Consider the following 17,203-nt stretch of genomic DNA (forward strand, 5'->3'; position numbering starts at 1 on the left):
ACGCGAAACCCGGGTCACGCAGCCAGCGCGAACATGCCCCGCACGGACACCGCGGGCGCGGAACTGACGACGCTCGTTCGTAGCCGCTCCGCCGCCCCGGTGGTGAGGTCCAGCAGGGATGAGTCCAGAGCTCCCGCGACAGCGGCGAGCATCTCGGACGAGGGCTCCTTGCGGCCGCGCTCGATCTCGGAGAGGTACTGCGGTGACACCCCGGCGCGGCGAGCCACGTCCTGGAGTCTGTCGCCGCGGTCCCGGCGACGCTCTCGCAGTTGTTCGCCGACGAGTTCACGCCACAGCGGCTCAGCACGGGGGGATGGGTTCATCCGCCCAGACTGGCATGTTCCACGTGGAACGTCCGCGCAGCCGCGTTCGCTGATCGCGGACAGGCGAGCGCCCGGGAGCAGCACATGACGCCTCAGAGCCGCAGGAAGGCGCTGAAGCGACGGAACCGGGTCAGGCTGGGCCGGGAGACCTGCGCGTCCGCTGCTCCCGGCAGAACCGCGCACACGGCTTCAGACGGTGCTCAGCGCGCGATGTCCTGCACACCCAGCTCACCGAGGATGCGATTGAGGTCGTCGCCGTTCGCGAAGTCGATGGTCACCGAACTCTTCCGCGCCCCCACCGCGATCTTGACTCGGGTGTTCAGGCGGTCACCGAGCCGTTCGGCGAGATCGTTGAAGTGCGCCTGACGCTTCGAGGGCTCCGCCTTCGTCTTGACCGGTGTCTTCGCTGAGAGCTGCTGAGCGATCGCCTCGGCCGCGCGGACGGACAGGTCCTCGTTCACGATCTTCTCGGCGAGGTACTCCATCGCCTCGGCGTCGGGCGCTGCGAGGATCGCGCGAGCATGGCCGGCCGAGAGCACGCCGGCAGCGACACGACGCTGCACCGGGGAGGGAAGGCGCAGGAGACGAATGGTGTTCGTGATCTGCGGACGCGATCGACCGATCCGCTGCGCGAGCTGCTCCTGCGTGATCCCGAAGTCAGCGAGCAATTGCTGGTACGCCGAGGCTTCCTCGAGCGGGTTGAGCTGGGCACGGTGCAGGTTCTCGAGCAGCGCATCCCGCAACATCGCGTCGTCGGGAGTGTCCTTCACGATCGCGGGGATCGTGCTCAGCCCAAGTTCCTTGGTGGCACGCAGACGGCGCTCACCCATGATGAGTTCGTACTGCGGCTCGGTTCCCGCAGCTCCGGCGATCGGACGGACCACGATGGGCTGCAGGACGCCGATCTCACGGATCGAGTGCACGAGCTCCTGGAGCTCCTCCTCGCGGAACTCCTTGCGAGGCTGCTGCGCGTTCGGCACGACGTCGAGCGGGTTGAGGTTCGCCAGACGGGCTCCCGGCACCGCCACGAGCTCCTCAGCGGTGAGGGAGTCACTGCTCGGCGCCGAGGCTGGCGAGCCGCCCGTGGGGAAGAAAACGTCGACGGGGCGGTCCTGCTGCTCGTTCGTTGTCGGGATGAGGGCTCCGATGCCCCGTCCGAGTCCGGTTCGCTTCGGTGCCATCAGTCCTGCGCTCCTCGTGCTGCGATCTCTGCGGCCGCCTCCAGGTAGGAGAGCGAGCCGGTGGAGTTGACGTCGTAGGCGACCACGCTCTGGCCGTAGCTCGGCGCCTCACTGACGCGAACGGATCGCGGGATCATGGCTTCGAGCACCTGGCCGCCGAAGTGCTCCCGCACGTCCGCGGCGACCTGGTTCGACAGGTTCGTCCGGCTGTCGTACATGGTCAGCAGGATGGTCGACACCCGCAGGTTCGGGTTGAGGTGGCGCTCGATCAGTTCGATGTTGCGCAGCAGCTGGCTGAGCCCTTCGAGCGCGTAGTACTCGCACTGGATCGGGATCAGCACTTCCTGCGCGGCCACGAACGCATTGATCGTGAGCAGGCCGAGCGACGGTGGGCAGTCGATGAAGACGTAGTGGTACGGCTCGTCCAGAGACTCGAGGTACTGGTCGAGTGCCGTGCGGAGCCGCTGTTCCCGTGCGACGAGGGAGACCAGTTCGATCTCCGCGCCCGCAAGGTGGATCGTCGCCGGCACGCACCAGAGCGTCTCGGACTCGGGGGACCGCTGCACGGTGTCGGCGATCGGAGCCTCGTCGACGATCACGTCGTAGATGCTCGCGACCTCGGCCTGGTGGTTGACGCCGAGCGCCGTGGACGCGTTGCCCTGCGGGTCGAGGTCGATGACGAGTACCCGGGCGCCTCCGTGCGCGAGCGCAGCGGCGAGGTTCACGGTGGTGGTCGTCTTGCCGACGCCACCCTTCTGGTTCGACACCGTGAACACGCGGGTCTTCGCCGGCAGCGGGAACTTCTGCGTCGCGATAGCACGCCGGCGCCGGTTCAGGTCAGCGATCTCACGAGCGAGCGGTGTCGACGCGTCGTAATCGGTCGATGAACTCAACGAGTGCCTCTTCCCCGGTTCGGTGTTTCACGTGGAACGCGGAGCCACTGGCGGCCGGTCGAACCGGCCCGAGCCGCAGCGTCAGTCAACTGTAGCCCGGAAGACGCGTGTGGTCTCCTCGACCACACCGACTCCGAGCTCGAGCACCTCGACGTCCGTGAGGCGCTTCCGGAGGATGACCTTCCGAGCCTTCTCCATCTCGTCCTCGACCCGTGCACCCTTCATCAAGATGAGCTGTCCACCGGAACGGACGAGCGGCACGGTCAGCGGGATGAGCTTCGACAGGGCACTCACCGCGCGAGCCGTGACCTGGTCGACGACGATGTCATCGGCTACGTCCTCCGCTCGTGCACGGACGACCTCGACATTGTCGAGCCCGAGCCGGTCCGCTTCAGCGGTGAGCCAGTCCACCCGGCGCTCCATCGGTTCGATGAGCGTGAGGTGCACGTCGGGCCGGGCGATGGCCAACACCAGGCCGGGGAGACCGGCTCCGGAACCGACGTCCGCGACGCGGCCCCGTTCCTCCAGGAGGGGAGCCAGGACGGCAGAGTTGAGGATGTGTCGTGTCCATAGCCGAGGAAGCTCGAGCGGACCGATCAGACCGAGCTCTTCCCCACGGCGTGCGAGCTCGTTCGTGAACGAGCGCGCGACGTCGATGCGGTCGCCGAACAGCATCGCGGCCGCGGCCGGCTCCGCCTCGAGCACGGGCAGCTCGGACTCAGTCATCGGGTGACGACCGTGTGGCGGTCCCGACCCTCACCCTCGGACTCCGAGTGGAAGCCCTTCTCGGCGACGAGGTCGTGGACGAGCTTGCGCTCGTAGGACGACATCGGCGGCAGGGCAGCCGACGACGATCCGGCCTCGATGCGCTCGATCGCCGTGTCGACCAGACGCTGCAGCTCGGACGCGCGAGCGTCGCGCGAACCGCCCACGTCGAGGATGAGCCGACTGAACTCGCCGGTCTCGGCCTGGACGGCGATACGGGTCAACTCCTGCAGAGCGGACACCGTGTCCGGCTTGGAGAGCACGCGGAGGGCGTCGCCCTCGTCCGCCACCGACAGGTAGACGCGACCGGCCCGCTCCTCGATCTCGATGTCACCGTCGAGGTCGCAGATGTCGAGGAGTTCCTCGATGTAGTCCGCCGCGATGTCGGCCTCGTCACGCGCGTCATCGTCGACGGCTGCGGTCTCGACGGGGGTCTCCACGGCGTCCGCGATCTCCTGCTCGGTCACTTACTTCTTCCCGTTCTTCTTGGAGCGGTTCTTGCCCACCGGCTGCTGGCGCTGCGTGGTCACGCGCACCGGCTCGATCTCAGCGGCACCGGCGCCCGCCTCGGCGAGGACCGGGGTGGCAGCTCCGCGACGCTGTGCCTTCTTCGCCAGGCGGGCCTCACGCGCGAGAGCTGCCTCGGACCCCGGCGTCGGCATGCTGCGGATGACGAAGTACTGCTGCGCCATCGTCCAGACGTTCGACGCGAGCCAGTAGAACATGACGCCGAGGGGGAAGGACAGACCCGAGATGATGAAGACCAGCGGGAGGACGTACAGCATCATCCGCTGCTGGCGGTACATCGGCGACGCCTTGGTCTCCGGCGACATGTTCTTCGCGACGAGCTGCAGCTGCGTGATGAACTGCGACGCCGTCATCACGACGATCATGAAGCCGGCGATCGCGCGGACCTCCCAGCCGGAGGCGTTCGTGAACGTCTCGTGCAGGGGAGCGCCGAAGAGCGATGCGTTGCCGAACGACGCTGCGAGGTCGTTCGTGAGCAGGCCGATGCCGGTCTTGTTGATCTGCGCCTCGTGCAGCACCGAGTACAGCGAGAAGAAGATCGGCATCTGGATCAGCAGCGGCAGGCAGGAGCTCAGCGGGTTCGTCCCGGTCTCCTTGTAGAGCGCCATGGTCTCGCGGCTCATCGCCTCACGCGAGAACTGGTCCTTCTTGCCCTTGTACTTGTCCTGGATCTTCTTGAGCTGCGGCGCCACCTCGAGCATGCGGCGCTGCGACTTGATCTGCCGCACGAAGATCGGGATGAGCGCGGCGCGGACCACGAACGTCAGGAAGATGATGGAGAGGACCCAGGTGATGCCCGCGCCGGGGTCCATGCCGAGGCTCTCGAAGATCCAGTGGAAGCCGACGAGGATGGCAGAGACCACCCACTTGAGCGGCCAGAGGATCGTTCCGATGAGGTCCATTGGGGCGGTCACGCCTTTCGAGTGCGCTGGGGGAGCAGGACCGGACGAGGTGTCCCGACCGGGGCCTGCGGCTGCTGCTGGGCCGGCGCGAGCACGAACCCGAACCGGTTGACGTCGTAGGGACGACGCCGTTCACGGACGTCGTCGATGCCCCCGGCTGCCCAGGGGTTGCACCGCGCGATGCGCCACGCCCCCATCGTCGATCCGCGGACGACGCCGTACTGCTGGATCGCTTCGAGGGCGTACCGGGAGCACGAGGGGTGGTACCGACAGACGTTGCCGTAGAGGGGGGAGATCACCGCTCGGTACGCGCGCAGCACGACGACACACGCGTTGCGCGGGAGCAACGCGATGACCCAGGCGAGCCGGGTCCACAGGTTGCGGTTCATGCTGCCTTCTCCACACCACGCGCACAGGAGCGCGAGACGTCTTCGAGCAGGGTAGGCCATCCGGCCTGCGCAGCGGCTGGCAGTGCGCGGACCACCACGTCGTACCCGACGGGGATCTCGGCGAGCAGCCCGTGCGCGATCGCCTTCAGGCGACGCCTGACGAGGTTCCGGGTCACGGCGTTGCCCACGGTCTTGGCGACGATGAACCCGAACCGTGTCGGCCCCGCGCCGGTCGACGGGTCGTCCGACGGTCGACGGACCACCGATACGACGGCGTGCGCCGTGGCGCTCCTGCGACCACGACGCACGACGGACCGGTAGTCGTCACCGCGGACGATGCGGTTGGCGCGGGCCAACACGATCGCTACCAGGTGCCCAGCGGCGAACGGACCAGACGGTGCTCGTTCAGGCGCTGCTCGTTCAGGCGCTGAGCTCGGTGCGGCCCTTGGCGCGACGCGCGGCGAGGATGGCGCGGCCGGCACGGGTGCGCATGCGGGCGCGGAAGCCGTGCTTCTTGGCGCGGCGGCGGTTGTTCGGCTGGAAGGTGCGCTTGCTCATGATGATCTCCACACGGCTGCGCCGGGGAAAAATCAGCGCGAGCCCTCACGTATGTGTCGCCGCTCGGTGCCGAACGACGCAGATGGGCGCGACCGAACGGCCGCAGTCAACTGGTTAACGGTACGTGACAGCGGCGAGCAGGTCAAACGGGGTCACGCCCACGGCCACAGGGCCTCGGCGCACGTTCATTATCCACATTGGGGAAAACGTGCGTTCGGTACCACGCGCCCCGGTCCTTTACAGTGGTGTGATCGACCCGGCTGCGGCCCGGCACGACGGGGGAGTCGCCTCGTCGTGCACCACGCGGCGGTCGTGGACAAGACTGTGGACAACCCTGTGGACCACCTCGCGGGACGACACGCGGTCCGGGCCGTCGAAGAAGCGTCCGGACACGACGACCCGCCGGGCGCATCCAGCGGTGAACGCGCTGTCCCGGCACGTCCGGCGGCAACGAGCACGCACGGCGCCACGGAGCACGCAAAGTGAAGAGCACGACACGAGACCAGGAGACGAGCGCGACATGACGATGCCGGCCGACCCCGTCGAGGACCTCTGGTCATCGGTCCTCGGACTCCTCTCGGAGGACGACCGCATCACCCCGCAGCTCCACGGCTTCCTCAACCTCGTCGAGCCGAAGGGCGTCCTCGCCGGCACGCTGTACCTCGAGGTCCCGAACGACCTCACCCGCGGCATGCTCGAGCAGCGCATCCGCATCCCGATCACCGAGGCCGTCTCCCGCATCGGTGACGACACGGTCGCGAACTTCGCCATCACGGTGAACCCGGACATGGCGTCGGAACCCCGCGTCGACCAGTCCGTGCCGACGAACGTGCCCGAGTACGCCGAGCCCGTGCAGGAAGCCGTCGAGCAGAGCGCGGCCCCCCGCCAGTACATCGAGGCACCGTTCGTCCCGAGCCAGATCGACTCCCCGGGCACCGGCGGCCGCCCCGAGTCGCGGCTCAACCCGAAGTACAACTTCGACAACTTCGTCATCGGCTCGTCGAACCGGTTCGCCCACGCCGCCGCCGTCGCGGTCGCCGAGGCGCCGGCGAAGGCCTACAACCCGCTGTTCATCTACGGCGACTCGGGTCTCGGCAAGACGCACCTCCTGCACGCGATCGGCCACTACGCCGAGAGCCTCTACCCGGGGATCCGGGTGCGGTACGTGTCCAGCGAGGAGTTCACGAACGACTTCATCAACTCGATCGCGAACAACCGGTCGAACCAGTTCCAGCAGCGCTACCGCGACATCGACATCCTGCTGATCGACGACATCCAGTTCCTCCAGGGGAAGGACTCCACGCAGGAGGCCTTCTTCCACACGTTCAACACGCTGCACGACCACAACAAGCAGGTCGTCATCACGTCGGACGTCGCGCCGAAGCACCTCACCGGGTTCGAGGACCGGATGCGCTCCCGCTTCGAGTGGGGTCTCATCACCGACGTCCAGGCGCCGGACCTCGAGACGCGCATCGCGATCCTCCGCAAGAAGGCGCAGTCCGACCACCTCCAGGTGCCGGACGACATCCTCGAGTTCATGGCCTCGAAGGTGTCGAGCAACATCCGGGAGCTCGAGGGGACGCTCATCCGCGTCACGGCCTTCGCGAGCCTCAACCGGACGGCCGTCGACATGGCCCTGGTGCAGACCGTCCTCAAGGACCTCATCACGCTCGACGACGACAACGTGATCGCGCCGACGGACATCATCAACCACACGGCGGAGTACTTCAAGCTCTCCGTGGACGACCTCTACGGGTCCTCCCGCTCGCAGGCGATCGCGACCGCACGGCAGATCGCGATGTACCTCTGCCGTGAGATGACGAGCCTGTCGCTGCCGAAGATCGGACAGCTGTTCGGCAACCGCGACCACACCACGGTCATGTACGCGAACAAGAAGATCACGGAGCTCATGAAGGAGCGACGTTCGATCTACAACCAGGTCACCGAGCTGACCTCGCGCATCAAGCAGGACCGCCGCTACCGCTGACAGGTTGCACCCCGCCGTGCACGCCTGATACGGCCTGGAGGCGCGGCCCGCGCCCGACGGATCGGCCCACTTCCGGGCGCATCCACCATCTGAGACGGTTCCATGCGCCGAACTTCCCACAGTGTGGAAAGCCTGTGGATAACTGTGGAGGACACGCCGCTCGGTTGTTCACAGCAGGAGGGTCACCTGTGGAAACTGGGGATGGAAGTGGATAGATGAGATTCCTTCATCCAGATGCCGTCAACACACGACTCACAACTCACACGCTTGTAGTTCCCTGCGGCTGAGCGGCATCAACAGGGTTATCCACAGTGTGCACAGGCGTTAACACCATTACTCCTGGTTAACGATTGATCTCAGCGGGCCAACCTTGTGGACGGCGGGATGACAAGAAATCCGGGCTCCGCCGGGCTGTGCCAGAATGGGGCGGCCGGACAGTCCAACCGATCGACAGGGGTTCCAGCTGTGAAGTTCGAGGTCAACCGGGACGTCTTCTCCGAAGCCGTCTCCTTCGCGGTGAAGCTCCTCCCACAGCGCACGACCCTCCCGATCCTCTCGGGCGTCCTCATCCACGCCGAGGGCGATCGGCTCACGCTCTCGTCGTTCGACTACGAGGTCTCGGCGCAGACGTCGATCGCCGCGCAGATCGACGATCCCGGCACCGTGCTGGTCTCGGGCCGGCTGCTGAACGACATCGCGAGCCGCCTCCCGAACGCCCCGGTCACGTTCACCACCGAGGAATCGAAGATCTCGGTCACCTGCGGATCGGCTCACTTCACGCTGCTGTCGATGCCGGTCGAGGAGTACCCGACCCTGCCGGAGATCGGCGCACAGACGGGCGTCATCCCCGGCGACGCGTTCTCCGAGGCCGTGTCCCAGGTCGCCGTCGCCGCGAGTCGTGACGACGTCACCCCGGTCATCACCGGGGTGCAGCTCGAGGTCGGCGACAACGACCTCTCGCTCATCGCCACGGACCGCTACCGCGTCGCGGTCCGTACCATCGCCTGGGACTCCGGCCGCGTCGGCTCGGACCCCCTGCACGCGCTCGTCCCGGCCCGCACCCTGCAGGAGGTCGGCCGCACGTTCGGCTCGGCGTCCACCGTGTCCGTCTCGATCAGCGGCTCGTCGGACCGCGAGCTCATCGCGTTCCACGCGGACGACAAGACGGTCACGTCCCTGCTCATCAAGGGCAACTACCCGCCGGTCCGGCGGCTCTTCCCCGAGACCGTCGAGGACCACGCGGTGATCAACACCGCGGAACTCGTCGAGGCGGTCCGACGGGTGTCCCTCGTCCTGGAGCGCGAAGCGGCGCTCCGGTTCTCCTTCACGGTCGACGGGCTCACGCTCGAAGCGATCGGTTCCGAACAAGCGCAGGCGTCAGAGTCGATCAGTGCGTTGCTGACCGGTGAGGAAACGGTGGTCTCGCTGAAGCCCGCTTTCCTCCTGGACGGGTTGAATGCGGTGCACTCCGAGTTCGTCCGGATCTCCTTCACCAAGACGGAGAACCCCAACAAGCCGGGTCCGGTGCTCATCACCGGGCAGACCTCGCAAGAGGCCCCGGCGACGGACGGATACCGGTACCTGCTGCAGCCCAATCTCCTGCTGCGGTAAGCGCAACAGCCGAACACTGCGCTGACGCGCCACCCCTGCATCAGCGCGACGACGAACAGAAGAGGAAATCATGCACATCGGTCTTGTCGGCCTCGGTCGCATGGGCAACAACATGCGTGCCCGTCTCCGCAACGCAGGCATCGAGGTCACCGGGTACGACGCCAACCCCGCCGTCTCCGATGTCGCCAGCCTCGCCGAACTCGCGAGCGCGCTCCCCGAGGGCCAGAAGCTCGTGTGGGTCATGGTCCCGCACGGCAAGATCACCGACGACGTGATCACCGAGCTCACCGACGTCCTGGGCGAGGGCGACCTCGTCATCGACGGCGGCAACTCGAAGTGGCTCGACGACACCAAGCACGCCGAGCAGCTCGCCGCGAAGGGCATCCGCTACGTCGACGCCGGTGTCTCCGGTGGCGTCTGGGGCAAGGAGAACGGGTACGGCCTCATGGTCGGCGGTGACGTCAAGGACGTCGAGTTCGCCATGCCGGTCTTCGACGCGCTCCGTCCCGAGGGCCCGCGCGAAGAGGGCTTCTCGCACGCCGGCGGCATCGGCGCGGGCCACTACGCGAAGATGGTCCACAACGGCATCGAGTACGCCATCATGCAGGCGTACGGCGAGGGGTACGAGCTCCTCGAGGCGAAGGACATCATCCACGACGTCCCCGCCGTCTTCGCCGGATGGCAGCGCGGCACGGTCGTCCGTTCCTGGCTGCTCGACCTCCTCGTCCTCGCGATCAACGAGGACCCGAAGCTCGACGAGCTCGAGGGCTACGTCGACGACTCGGGCGAGGGTCGCTGGACCCTGGAAGAGGCGATCGAGCTCGCGGTGCCGATGCCCGCGCTCTCCGCGGCGATGTTCGCGCGCTTCGTCTCGCGTCAGGGCAGCGAGTCGCCGACGATGAAGGCCGTCGCCGCGCTCCGCAACCAGTTCGGCGGCCACGCCGTCAAGAAGGCGTAGTCCCACCGGGGCAACCCGGCCACGGCCCGCGTGCACGTCGACCACCTGCAACTCACGGACTTCCGGAACTACCGGGAGGCCGAGGTCGACCTCGCACGCGGGCCGAACCTGTTCGTCGGGCGGAACGGACAGGGCAAGACGAACCTCGTCGAGGCGATCGGGTACCTGTCGACACTCGGCTCGCACCGGGTCCCGACCGACGCCGCCCTCGTGCGCCAGGGTTGCGACGCGGCGATCGTCCGCGCTCGGCTCGCTCACGAGGACCGCAGCATCCTCGCCGAGGTGCAGATCAACCGCACCGGATCGAACCGCGCCCAGGTGAACCGGGCGGCGATCAAGCCGCGCGAGCTCCCGCGGTACTGCACGAGCGTGCTCTTCGCCCCCGAGGACCTCGCCCTCGTGCGTGGCGAACCGGCGGGCCGGCGCCGGATGCTCGACGAACTCCTCGGCCAGATCGCCCCGCGCATGCAGGGGGTCCTCGCCGACTACGACAGGACGCTCCGGCAGCGGAACACCCTCCTGAAGTCCGCGCGGGCGACCGGCGCCAAGGCTGGATCGCTCGCGACGCTCGACGTCTGGGACGACCGCCTCGTGTCGTTCGGGGCCGAGATCATCGCAGCGCGCGACCACCTCACGCGCCGACTGGCGCCCTTCGTGGCGGAGTCCTACGCGACCGTCGCCGGCGAGCGGCACGAGGCCTCGATCGCCGGAGTGCTGAGCGTCCGAGGCGGTGACCCCGAGGATGCGGCGGCAACGGACGCCGTGTTCGGGACACCCGATGAGCCAGTTACAGTCGCGACAGCAGCCGATGCATTCCGTGCTGCGCTCGAGCGTCGTCGGCGCGATGAACTCGATCGCGGCTTGACGCTCGTCGGGCCGCACCGTGACGACGTGCTCTTCCAGCTGAACGGGTTACCGGCTCGCGGTTACGCCAGTCACGGCGAGTCGTGGTCGTTCGCGCTCGCGGTGCAACTGGCCAGCGCCTCGATCCTCCGGGCGGAGTCGAGCCTCGGCGACCCGATCATCATCCTCGACGACGTGTTCGCCGAACTCGACGAATCGCGACGGGAGCGCCTGGCCGGAGCGGTCGCCGACTACGAGCAGGTGCTCATCACCGCGGCGGTCTTCGGCGACGTGCCCGATCAGCTCGCGGCGCACACCGTGCGGATCGAGGCCGGCACGATCGTGACCGACGAGGCGGAGCCGAGCCGCGCCCCCCGTCCCACCGAAGCGACGGCGGACCACGAGACGGAAGTCGGCGCCTGATGCCGAAGCCGTGGAAGCCCACCGAGCCCTCCCGGGTCTACCGCCACCTCCGCGCCGTCTTCGGCGACCCGTCCAAGCGCGGTGTCGATGCCCGACGCCGTCGCGTGAACGGCCTCGACGCCGACTCGGTCCCGTACGGACGCGGCCGCGAGCCCAAGGGTCTGGGCGACGTCGTCGGCTCCCTCGCCCAGGAGCTCGGCTGGACCGAGCCCCTCGCCCGCTCCGAACTGTTCGTGGACTGGCCCGCCGTGGTCGGCGACGAGCTCGCGAAGCACTCCCGTCCGATGACCATCGACGACGGCGCACTCGTCATCCGGTGCGACTCGACGGCGTGGGCGACGCAGCTCCGGCTGATGCGCAGCACCATCACGACGACCATCGCCGAGCGGCACCCGGAGGCCGGCGTGCAGTCGATCAGGGTTTCGGGCCCGGACGCCCCCACCTGGAAACGCGGCCCCAGGACGGTCCAGGGGCGCGGTCCCCGCGACACCTACGGTTGAGCCGACGAAATCATCCTCTGGTGCCAGATTCGGCCCCTGAACGGCCGATTTCAACCCTGTACGAGGGGGTCCTGAGGTAGACTGAGAGGTGCAGTGCGCGGGTGTTCCGCGCGCAGGCAGGAGCACCCTCGAATGACATCCGGATCTGACGACGACCGACAGAACTCGTCCGGCGAGCAGACCCCGCAGAGCGAACCACAGTACGGCGCAGACCAGATCCAGGTACTCGAGGGACTCGAAGCCGTCCGGAAGCGTCCGGGCATGTACATCGGGTCGACCGGGCCCCGCGGTCTGCACCACCTCGTGCAGGAGATCGTCGACAACTCCGTCGACGAGGCCCTCGCCGGGTACTGCGACACGATCAACGTCACGATCCGTGAAGACGGTGGCGTCCGCGTGGTCGACAACGGCCGCGGCATCCCCGTCGGGATCCACGCCGCCGAAGGCGTCTCGACCGTCCAGGTCGTGCTCACCGTCCTGCACGCCGGCGGCAAGTTCGGCGGTGGCGCGTACGCGGTGTCGGGTGGTCTGCACGGCGTCGGTTCGTCGGTCGTCAACGCACTGAGCTCCGAGCTCGACGTCGAGGTGCGCCAGCAGGGCCACGTCTGGCGGCAGAGCTACACCGACGGCGTGCCCGTCGCGCCGCTGTCGAAGGACGAAGAGTCCGACGAGCACGGCACCACGATCACGTTCTGGCCGAACGCCGACATCTTCGAGACGGTCGTCTTCGACTACGAGACCCTCCGCACGCGGTTCCAGCAGATGGCCTTCCTCAACAAGGGCCTCCGGATCACGCTGCAGGACGAGCGCACGCCGGACGAGGGGGAAGAGGCCCGCAAGGACTCCTTCCTCTACGAGCGCGGGCTCGCCGACTACGTCGAGCACCTCAACGCGCAGAAGAAGGCCGACCTGGTCCACCCGGACGTCATCGGCTTCGAGGCGGAGGACCCGGAGCGCAAGATCGCGCTCGAGGTCGCGATGCAGTGGAACACCTCCTACCAGGAGAGCGTCCACACCTTCGCGAACACGATCAACACGCACGAGGGCGGCACCCACGAAGAGGGCTTCCGCGCCGCGCTGACGAGCCTCGTCAACAAGTACGCGCGCGAGGCGAAGATCATCAAGGAGAAGGACGACAACCTCACGGGTGACGACATCCGCGAAGGGCTGACGGCCGTCATCTCCGTGAAGCTCGGCGAGCCGCAGTTCGAGGGCCAGACGAAGACGAAGCTCGGCAACACCGAGGCGAAGTCGTTCGTCCAGCGCGTCGTCGGCACCGAGCTCACGCACTGGTTCGAGAGCAACCCGACCCAGGCGCGCGACGTCGTCCGCAAGGCGATCCAGGCCTCGCAGGCTCGACTCGCGGCCCGCAAGGCGCGCGAGACCACCCGTCGCAAGGGGCTGCTCGAGTCGGGCGGCATGCCCGGCAAGCTCAAGGACTGCCAGTCGAAGGACCCGACGGTCTCCGAGATCTTCATGGTCGAGGGTGACTCCGCCGGCGGTTCCGCCGTGCAGGGCCGCAACCCGATGACGCAGGCGATCCTGCCGCTGCGCGGCAAGATCCTCAACGTCGAGAAGGCCCGCCTCGACCGTGCCCTGGCGAACCAGGAGATCCAGTCGATGATCACGGCGTTCGGCGCCGGCATCGGAGAGGACTTCGACCCGGACAAGGCGCGGTACCACAAGATCGTGCTGATGGCCGATGCCGACGTCGACGGCCAGCACATCACGACGCTCCTGCTCACGCTGCTGTTCCGCTACATGCGTCCGCTGATCGAGCGCGGGTACGTGTACCTCGCCCAGCCGCCGCTGTACCGCCTGAAGTGGTCGAACGCCGCGCACGAGTACGTGTTCAGCGACCGGGAGCGCGACGCCCTCATGCAGGCCGGCCTCGCCGCCGGCAAGCGCATCCCCAAGGACAACGGGATCCAGCGCTACAAGGGTCTGGGCGAGATGGACTACAAGGAGCTGTGGGACACCACGATGAACCCGGACACCCGGACGCTCCTGCAGGTCACGCTCGAGGACGCCGCCGCGGTGGACAGCGTGTTCGCGACGCTGATGGGTGAGGACGTCGAGTCGCGTCGCCAGTTCATCCAGCAGAACGCCAAGGACGTCCGCTTCCTCGACATCTAGGCCTGGAGGCGCGGCGTGAGCTGCGCGGACCAGTCCTGACCACCTGTGGTCGCGCCCGGCGCGACTGACGGAACCACAGCCTCCAGGCTGTGCAGAAAGGGAACGAAGCCACATGGCTGACGACAACGAGAACGGCGCCGACGAGCAGCCCGAGATCGTCCACGGCGACAGCGGGGACATCGTGGTCTCCGGCGACCGCATCTCGCAGGTCGACCTGCAGCTCGAGATGCAGCGGTCGTACCTCGACTACGCGATGAGCGTCATCGTCGGTCGCGCCCTCCCCGAGGTCCGCGACGGACTGAAGCCCGTGCACCGCCGCGTGATCTACGCGATGTTCGACGGCGGCTACCGCCCGGACCGCGCGTTCTCGAAGTGCTCCCGCGTGGTCGGCGACGTCATGGGGCAGTTCCACCCGCACGGCGACACCGCGATCTACGACACGCTCGTCCGCCTCGTGCAGCCGTGGTCGCTCCGTTACCCGCTGGCGCTCGGTCAGGGCAACTTCGGTTCGCCCGGCAACGACGGCGCCGCGGCGCCGCGGTACACCGAGACCAAGATGGCGCCGCTCGCCATGGAGATGGTCCGGGACATCGACGAGGACACCGTCGACTTCCAGGACAACTACGACGGCCGCACGCAGGAGCCGGCGATCCTGCCGGCTCGCTTCCCGAACCTGCTCGTCAACGGCTCGGTCGGCATCGCGGTCGGCATGGCGACGAACATCCCGCCGCACAACCTGCGCGAGGTCGCCGACGGCGCGAAGTGGGCGCTCGAGCACCCGGACGCCACCCGCGAGGAACTCCTCGCCGCCCTCATGCAGCGGATCAAGGGCCCGGACTTCCCGACCGGCGCGCAGATCCTCGGCACGAAGGGCATCCAGGACGCGTACCGCACGGGTCGTGGCTCGGTCACCATGCGGGCGGTCGTCAACGTCGAGGAGATCCAGGGTCGCACCTGCCTCGTCGTCACCGAGCTGCCCTACCAGGTGAACCCGGACAACCTGGCGATCCGCATCGCGGAGGGCGTGAAGGACGGCAAGCTGGCCGGCATCGCGGACATCCGCGACGAGACCTCGGGTCGGACCGGCCAGCGCCTCGTCATCGTGCTGAAGCGCGACGCGGTCGCCAAGGTCGTGCTGAACAACCTGTACAAGCACACGCAGCTGCAGGAGAACTTCGGCGCGAACATGCTCGCGATCGTCGACGGCGTGCCCCGCACCCTCGCGCTCGACGGGTTCATCTCGGCGTGGGTCGACCACCAGATCGACGTGATCGTCCGTCGGACCCAGTTCCGTCTGCGAGAAGCCGAGAAGCGTGCCCACATCCTGCGCGGGTACCTCGCGGCACTCGACGCCCTCGACGAGGTCATCGCGCTCATCCGCCGGTCGCCCGACGTCGAAGAGGCCCGCACGGGTCTGATGGAGCTCCTCTCCGTCGACGAGATCCAGGCGCGCGCGATCCTCGAGCTGCAGCTCCGGCGGCTCGCCGCCCTCGAGCGGCAGAAGATCCACGACGAGGCCGAGGAACTCGAGCGCAAGATCGCCGACTTCCAGGACATCCTGGCGTCGGAGACCCGGCAGCGCACGATCATCGGTGACGAGCTCGACGAGATCGTCGACCGCTTCGGTGACGACCGGCGCACCGAGATCATGCTCGGCTACGACGGCGACATGTCGATCGAGGACCTCATCCCCGAGGAGGAGATGGTCGTCACCATCACCCGCGGCGGCTACGTCAAGCGCACCCGCAGCGACAACTACCGCTCGCAGCACCGCGGTGGTCGCGGGGTCAAGGGCGCCCAGCTGCGGGCCGACGACATCGTCGAGCACTTCTTCGTCACGACGACGCACCACTGGCTCCTGTTCCTCACCGACCAGGGCCGCGTCTACCGGGCGAAGGCGTACGAGCTGCAGGAGGGCGGCCGCGACGCCAAGGGCCAGCACGTCGCCAACCTGCTCGCGATGCAGCCCGACGAGCAGATCCAGCAGGTGCTCGACATCCGCGACTACGAGGCGGCGCAGTACCTCGTGCTCGCCACCGCACACGGTCTCGTGAAGAAGACCGCGCTCACGGAGTACGACACGAACCGCACCGGTGGGATCATCGCGATCAACCTCCGCGACGGCGACACGCTCGTGCAGGCGCTCCTCGTCGACGAGCACGACGACCTCCTGCTCGTGTCGAAGCACGGCATGTCGCTGCGCTTCACCGCGACGAACGACACGCTCCGTCCGATGGGTCGGTCGACCTCCGGCGTGAAGGGCATGTCCTTCCGCGAGGACGACTCGCTGCTCGCGGCCCGCGTGGTCTCGGACGACGGGTACGTGTGGGTCATGACCGAGGGCGGCTACGCCAAGCGCACCTCCGTCGACCAGTACCGCGTGCAGGGCCGGGGTGGTCTGGGCATCAAGGTGGCCAAGCTGGCCGCCGACCGGGGGGACCTTGTGGGTGCTCTCATCGTGGGCGAGGACGACGAGGTGCTCGTCGTGCTGCAATCGGGCAAGGTGGTAAGGTCTGCCGTGTCCGAGGTGCCCGCGAAGGGTCGCGACACGATGGGTGTGGTCTTCGCGAGGTTCGCGGAGAACGACCGGATCATCGCGGTGGCCCGGAACACAGAGCGGAACCTGGACGACCAGGACGACGCCGAGATCGAGCCTGCGGGCCCGGTGGAGACGGTCAGCCCGGACGAAGCGGCCGCCGACCCCGCCGACACAGTGCCCACGGACACCGTGGCCGGAGAGGACCAGTCAAGCAATGAGTAGTGTCGCCGAGAAGCTCCAGAAGAAGGCGAAGCGTCCCGTCGGCACCCGCCAGGTCCGACTGCGGCTCGTGTACGTCGACTTCTGGTCGATGGTGAAGCTCAGCTTCCTCATCGCCCTGGCCGGCTCGATCGTGATCGTGGTCGCCACCGCCCTGGTCTGGGTCATCCTCAACCAGACGGGTGTCTTCACCCAGATCGACGCCCTGCTGAAGGACGTCACCGGGCAGAACAACTACTCGATCATGGACCAGTTCTCGCTGGGCCAGGTGCTCGGGTTCTCCATCGTCGTGGGCATCCTCAACGTGGTCGTCGGCACCGTGCTCGGCGCCATCGTGAGCGTCCTCTACAACCTCAGTGTGCGGATCACCGGCGGCCTGCTCGTCGGCTTCACGAACAACTGACACACCCGGTCCGGATGGGCCGACCGCTCGATTTCGTTCTGCGGC

General features: G+C 67.7%; 17 protein-coding genes. 8 read left to right on the forward strand and 9 right to left on the reverse strand.

The features are described from left to right. Positions 1-14: 14 nt before the first annotated feature. From HP507_RS16880 to rpmH, 9 genes are all read right to left on the reverse strand, one after another. Positions 15-323, reverse strand: coding sequence for a helix-turn-helix domain-containing protein (locus HP507_RS16880; RefSeq protein WP_175352959.1), 309 nt, complete (start codon positions 321-323; stop codon positions 15-17). A 200-nt stretch (positions 324-523) separates the two neighbouring features. Then, a complete protein-coding gene (locus HP507_RS16885; protein WP_175352960.1) occupies positions 524-1,504 on the reverse strand; it encodes a ParB/RepB/Spo0J family partition protein in 981 nt (326 codons plus the stop codon). Next, complete coding sequence (locus HP507_RS16890) at positions 1,504-2,397, reverse strand: ParA family protein (protein ID WP_271207354.1); 894 nt, start codon at positions 2,395-2,397, stop codon at positions 1,504-1,506. The genes HP507_RS16885 and HP507_RS16890 overlap by 1 nt, the downstream gene beginning before the upstream one ends. Positions 2,398-2,478: 81 nt before the next feature. Then, positions 2,479-3,123 carry a 16S rRNA (guanine(527)-N(7))-methyltransferase RsmG gene (rsmG, locus tag HP507_RS16895; RefSeq protein WP_175352961.1) on the reverse strand — a complete coding sequence of 215 codons (645 nt, stop codon included), beginning with the start codon at positions 3,121-3,123 and terminating at the stop codon, positions 2,479-2,481. Then, positions 3,120-3,629, reverse strand: a complete 510-nt coding sequence (locus HP507_RS16900; RefSeq protein WP_175352962.1) for a Jag family protein — start codon at positions 3,627-3,629, stop codon at positions 3,120-3,122. Before HP507_RS16900 ends, rsmG begins: the two co-directional genes overlap by 4 nt. Continuing rightward, the gene (gene yidC, locus HP507_RS16905) at positions 3,630-4,592 is read right to left on the reverse strand and encodes a membrane protein insertase YidC (protein ID WP_175352963.1); all 963 of its coding nucleotides are present in this window, start codon (positions 4,590-4,592) and stop codon (positions 3,630-3,632) included. It lies immediately after the preceding gene. Positions 4,593-4,600: 8 nt separating this feature from the next. Beyond that, complete coding sequence (gene yidD / locus HP507_RS16910; protein WP_175352964.1) at positions 4,601-4,981, reverse strand: membrane protein insertion efficiency factor YidD; 381 nt, start codon at positions 4,979-4,981, stop codon at positions 4,601-4,603. After that, complete coding sequence (gene rnpA / locus HP507_RS16915; protein ID WP_175352965.1) at positions 4,978-5,340, reverse strand: ribonuclease P protein component; 363 nt, start codon at positions 5,338-5,340, stop codon at positions 4,978-4,980. The genes yidD and rnpA overlap by 4 nt, the downstream gene beginning before the upstream one ends. A gap of 61 nt (positions 5,341-5,401) precedes the next feature. After that, positions 5,402-5,539 carry a 50S ribosomal protein L34 gene (gene rpmH / locus HP507_RS16920; RefSeq protein ID WP_058724833.1) on the reverse strand — a complete coding sequence of 46 codons (138 nt, stop codon included), beginning with the start codon at positions 5,537-5,539 and terminating at the stop codon, positions 5,402-5,404. Positions 5,540-6,059: 520 nt separating this feature from the next. On the opposite strand from rpmH, the gene dnaA reads away from it, so the two are divergent. From dnaA to HP507_RS16960, 8 genes are all read left to right on the forward strand, one after another. Then, positions 6,060-7,526 (forward strand): chromosomal replication initiator protein DnaA, encoded by a 1,467-nt coding sequence (gene dnaA / locus HP507_RS16925; RefSeq protein ID WP_175352966.1) that lies wholly within the window; start codon positions 6,060-6,062, stop codon positions 7,524-7,526. A gap of 465 nt (positions 7,527-7,991) precedes the next feature. Further along, entirely contained in the window at positions 7,992-9,137 is a 1,146-nt protein-coding gene (dnaN, locus tag HP507_RS16930; protein ID WP_175352967.1) for a DNA polymerase III subunit beta, read from the forward strand. A gap of 70 nt (positions 9,138-9,207) precedes the next feature. Then, entirely contained in the window at positions 9,208-10,095 is an 888-nt protein-coding gene (gnd, locus tag HP507_RS16935; protein WP_175352968.1) for a phosphogluconate dehydrogenase (NAD(+)-dependent, decarboxylating), read from the forward strand. Positions 10,096-10,125: 30 nt separating this feature from the next. After that, positions 10,126-11,361: a DNA replication/repair protein RecF gene (gene recF, locus HP507_RS16940; RefSeq protein WP_175352969.1), complete on the forward strand. Its 1,236-nt coding sequence runs from the start codon at positions 10,126-10,128 to the stop codon at positions 11,359-11,361. Beyond that, positions 11,361-11,861, forward strand: coding sequence for a DciA family protein (locus HP507_RS16945; RefSeq protein WP_175352970.1), 501 nt, complete (start codon positions 11,361-11,363; stop codon positions 11,859-11,861). The genes recF and HP507_RS16945 overlap by 1 nt, the downstream gene beginning before the upstream one ends. A 132-nt stretch (positions 11,862-11,993) precedes the next feature. Continuing rightward, positions 11,994-13,997 carry a DNA topoisomerase (ATP-hydrolyzing) subunit B gene (gene gyrB, locus HP507_RS16950; RefSeq protein ID WP_175352971.1) on the forward strand — a complete coding sequence of 668 codons (2,004 nt, stop codon included), beginning with the start codon at positions 11,994-11,996 and terminating at the stop codon, positions 13,995-13,997. Between the two features lie 112 nt (positions 13,998-14,109). After that, positions 14,110-16,758: a DNA gyrase subunit A gene (gene gyrA / locus HP507_RS16955; RefSeq protein WP_175352972.1), complete on the forward strand. Its 2,649-nt coding sequence runs from the start codon at positions 14,110-14,112 to the stop codon at positions 16,756-16,758. Next, positions 16,751-17,158, forward strand: a complete 408-nt coding sequence (locus HP507_RS16960; RefSeq protein ID WP_070417462.1) for a DUF3566 domain-containing protein — start codon at positions 16,751-16,753, stop codon at positions 17,156-17,158. Before gyrA ends, HP507_RS16960 begins: the two co-directional genes overlap by 8 nt. The last annotated feature ends 45 nt before the right edge of the window (positions 17,159-17,203 follow it).

This window comes from Curtobacterium pusillum (genome assembly GCF_013359865.1).
Classification (GTDB): domain Bacteria; phylum Actinomycetota; class Actinomycetes; order Actinomycetales; family Microbacteriaceae; genus Curtobacterium; species Curtobacterium pusillum.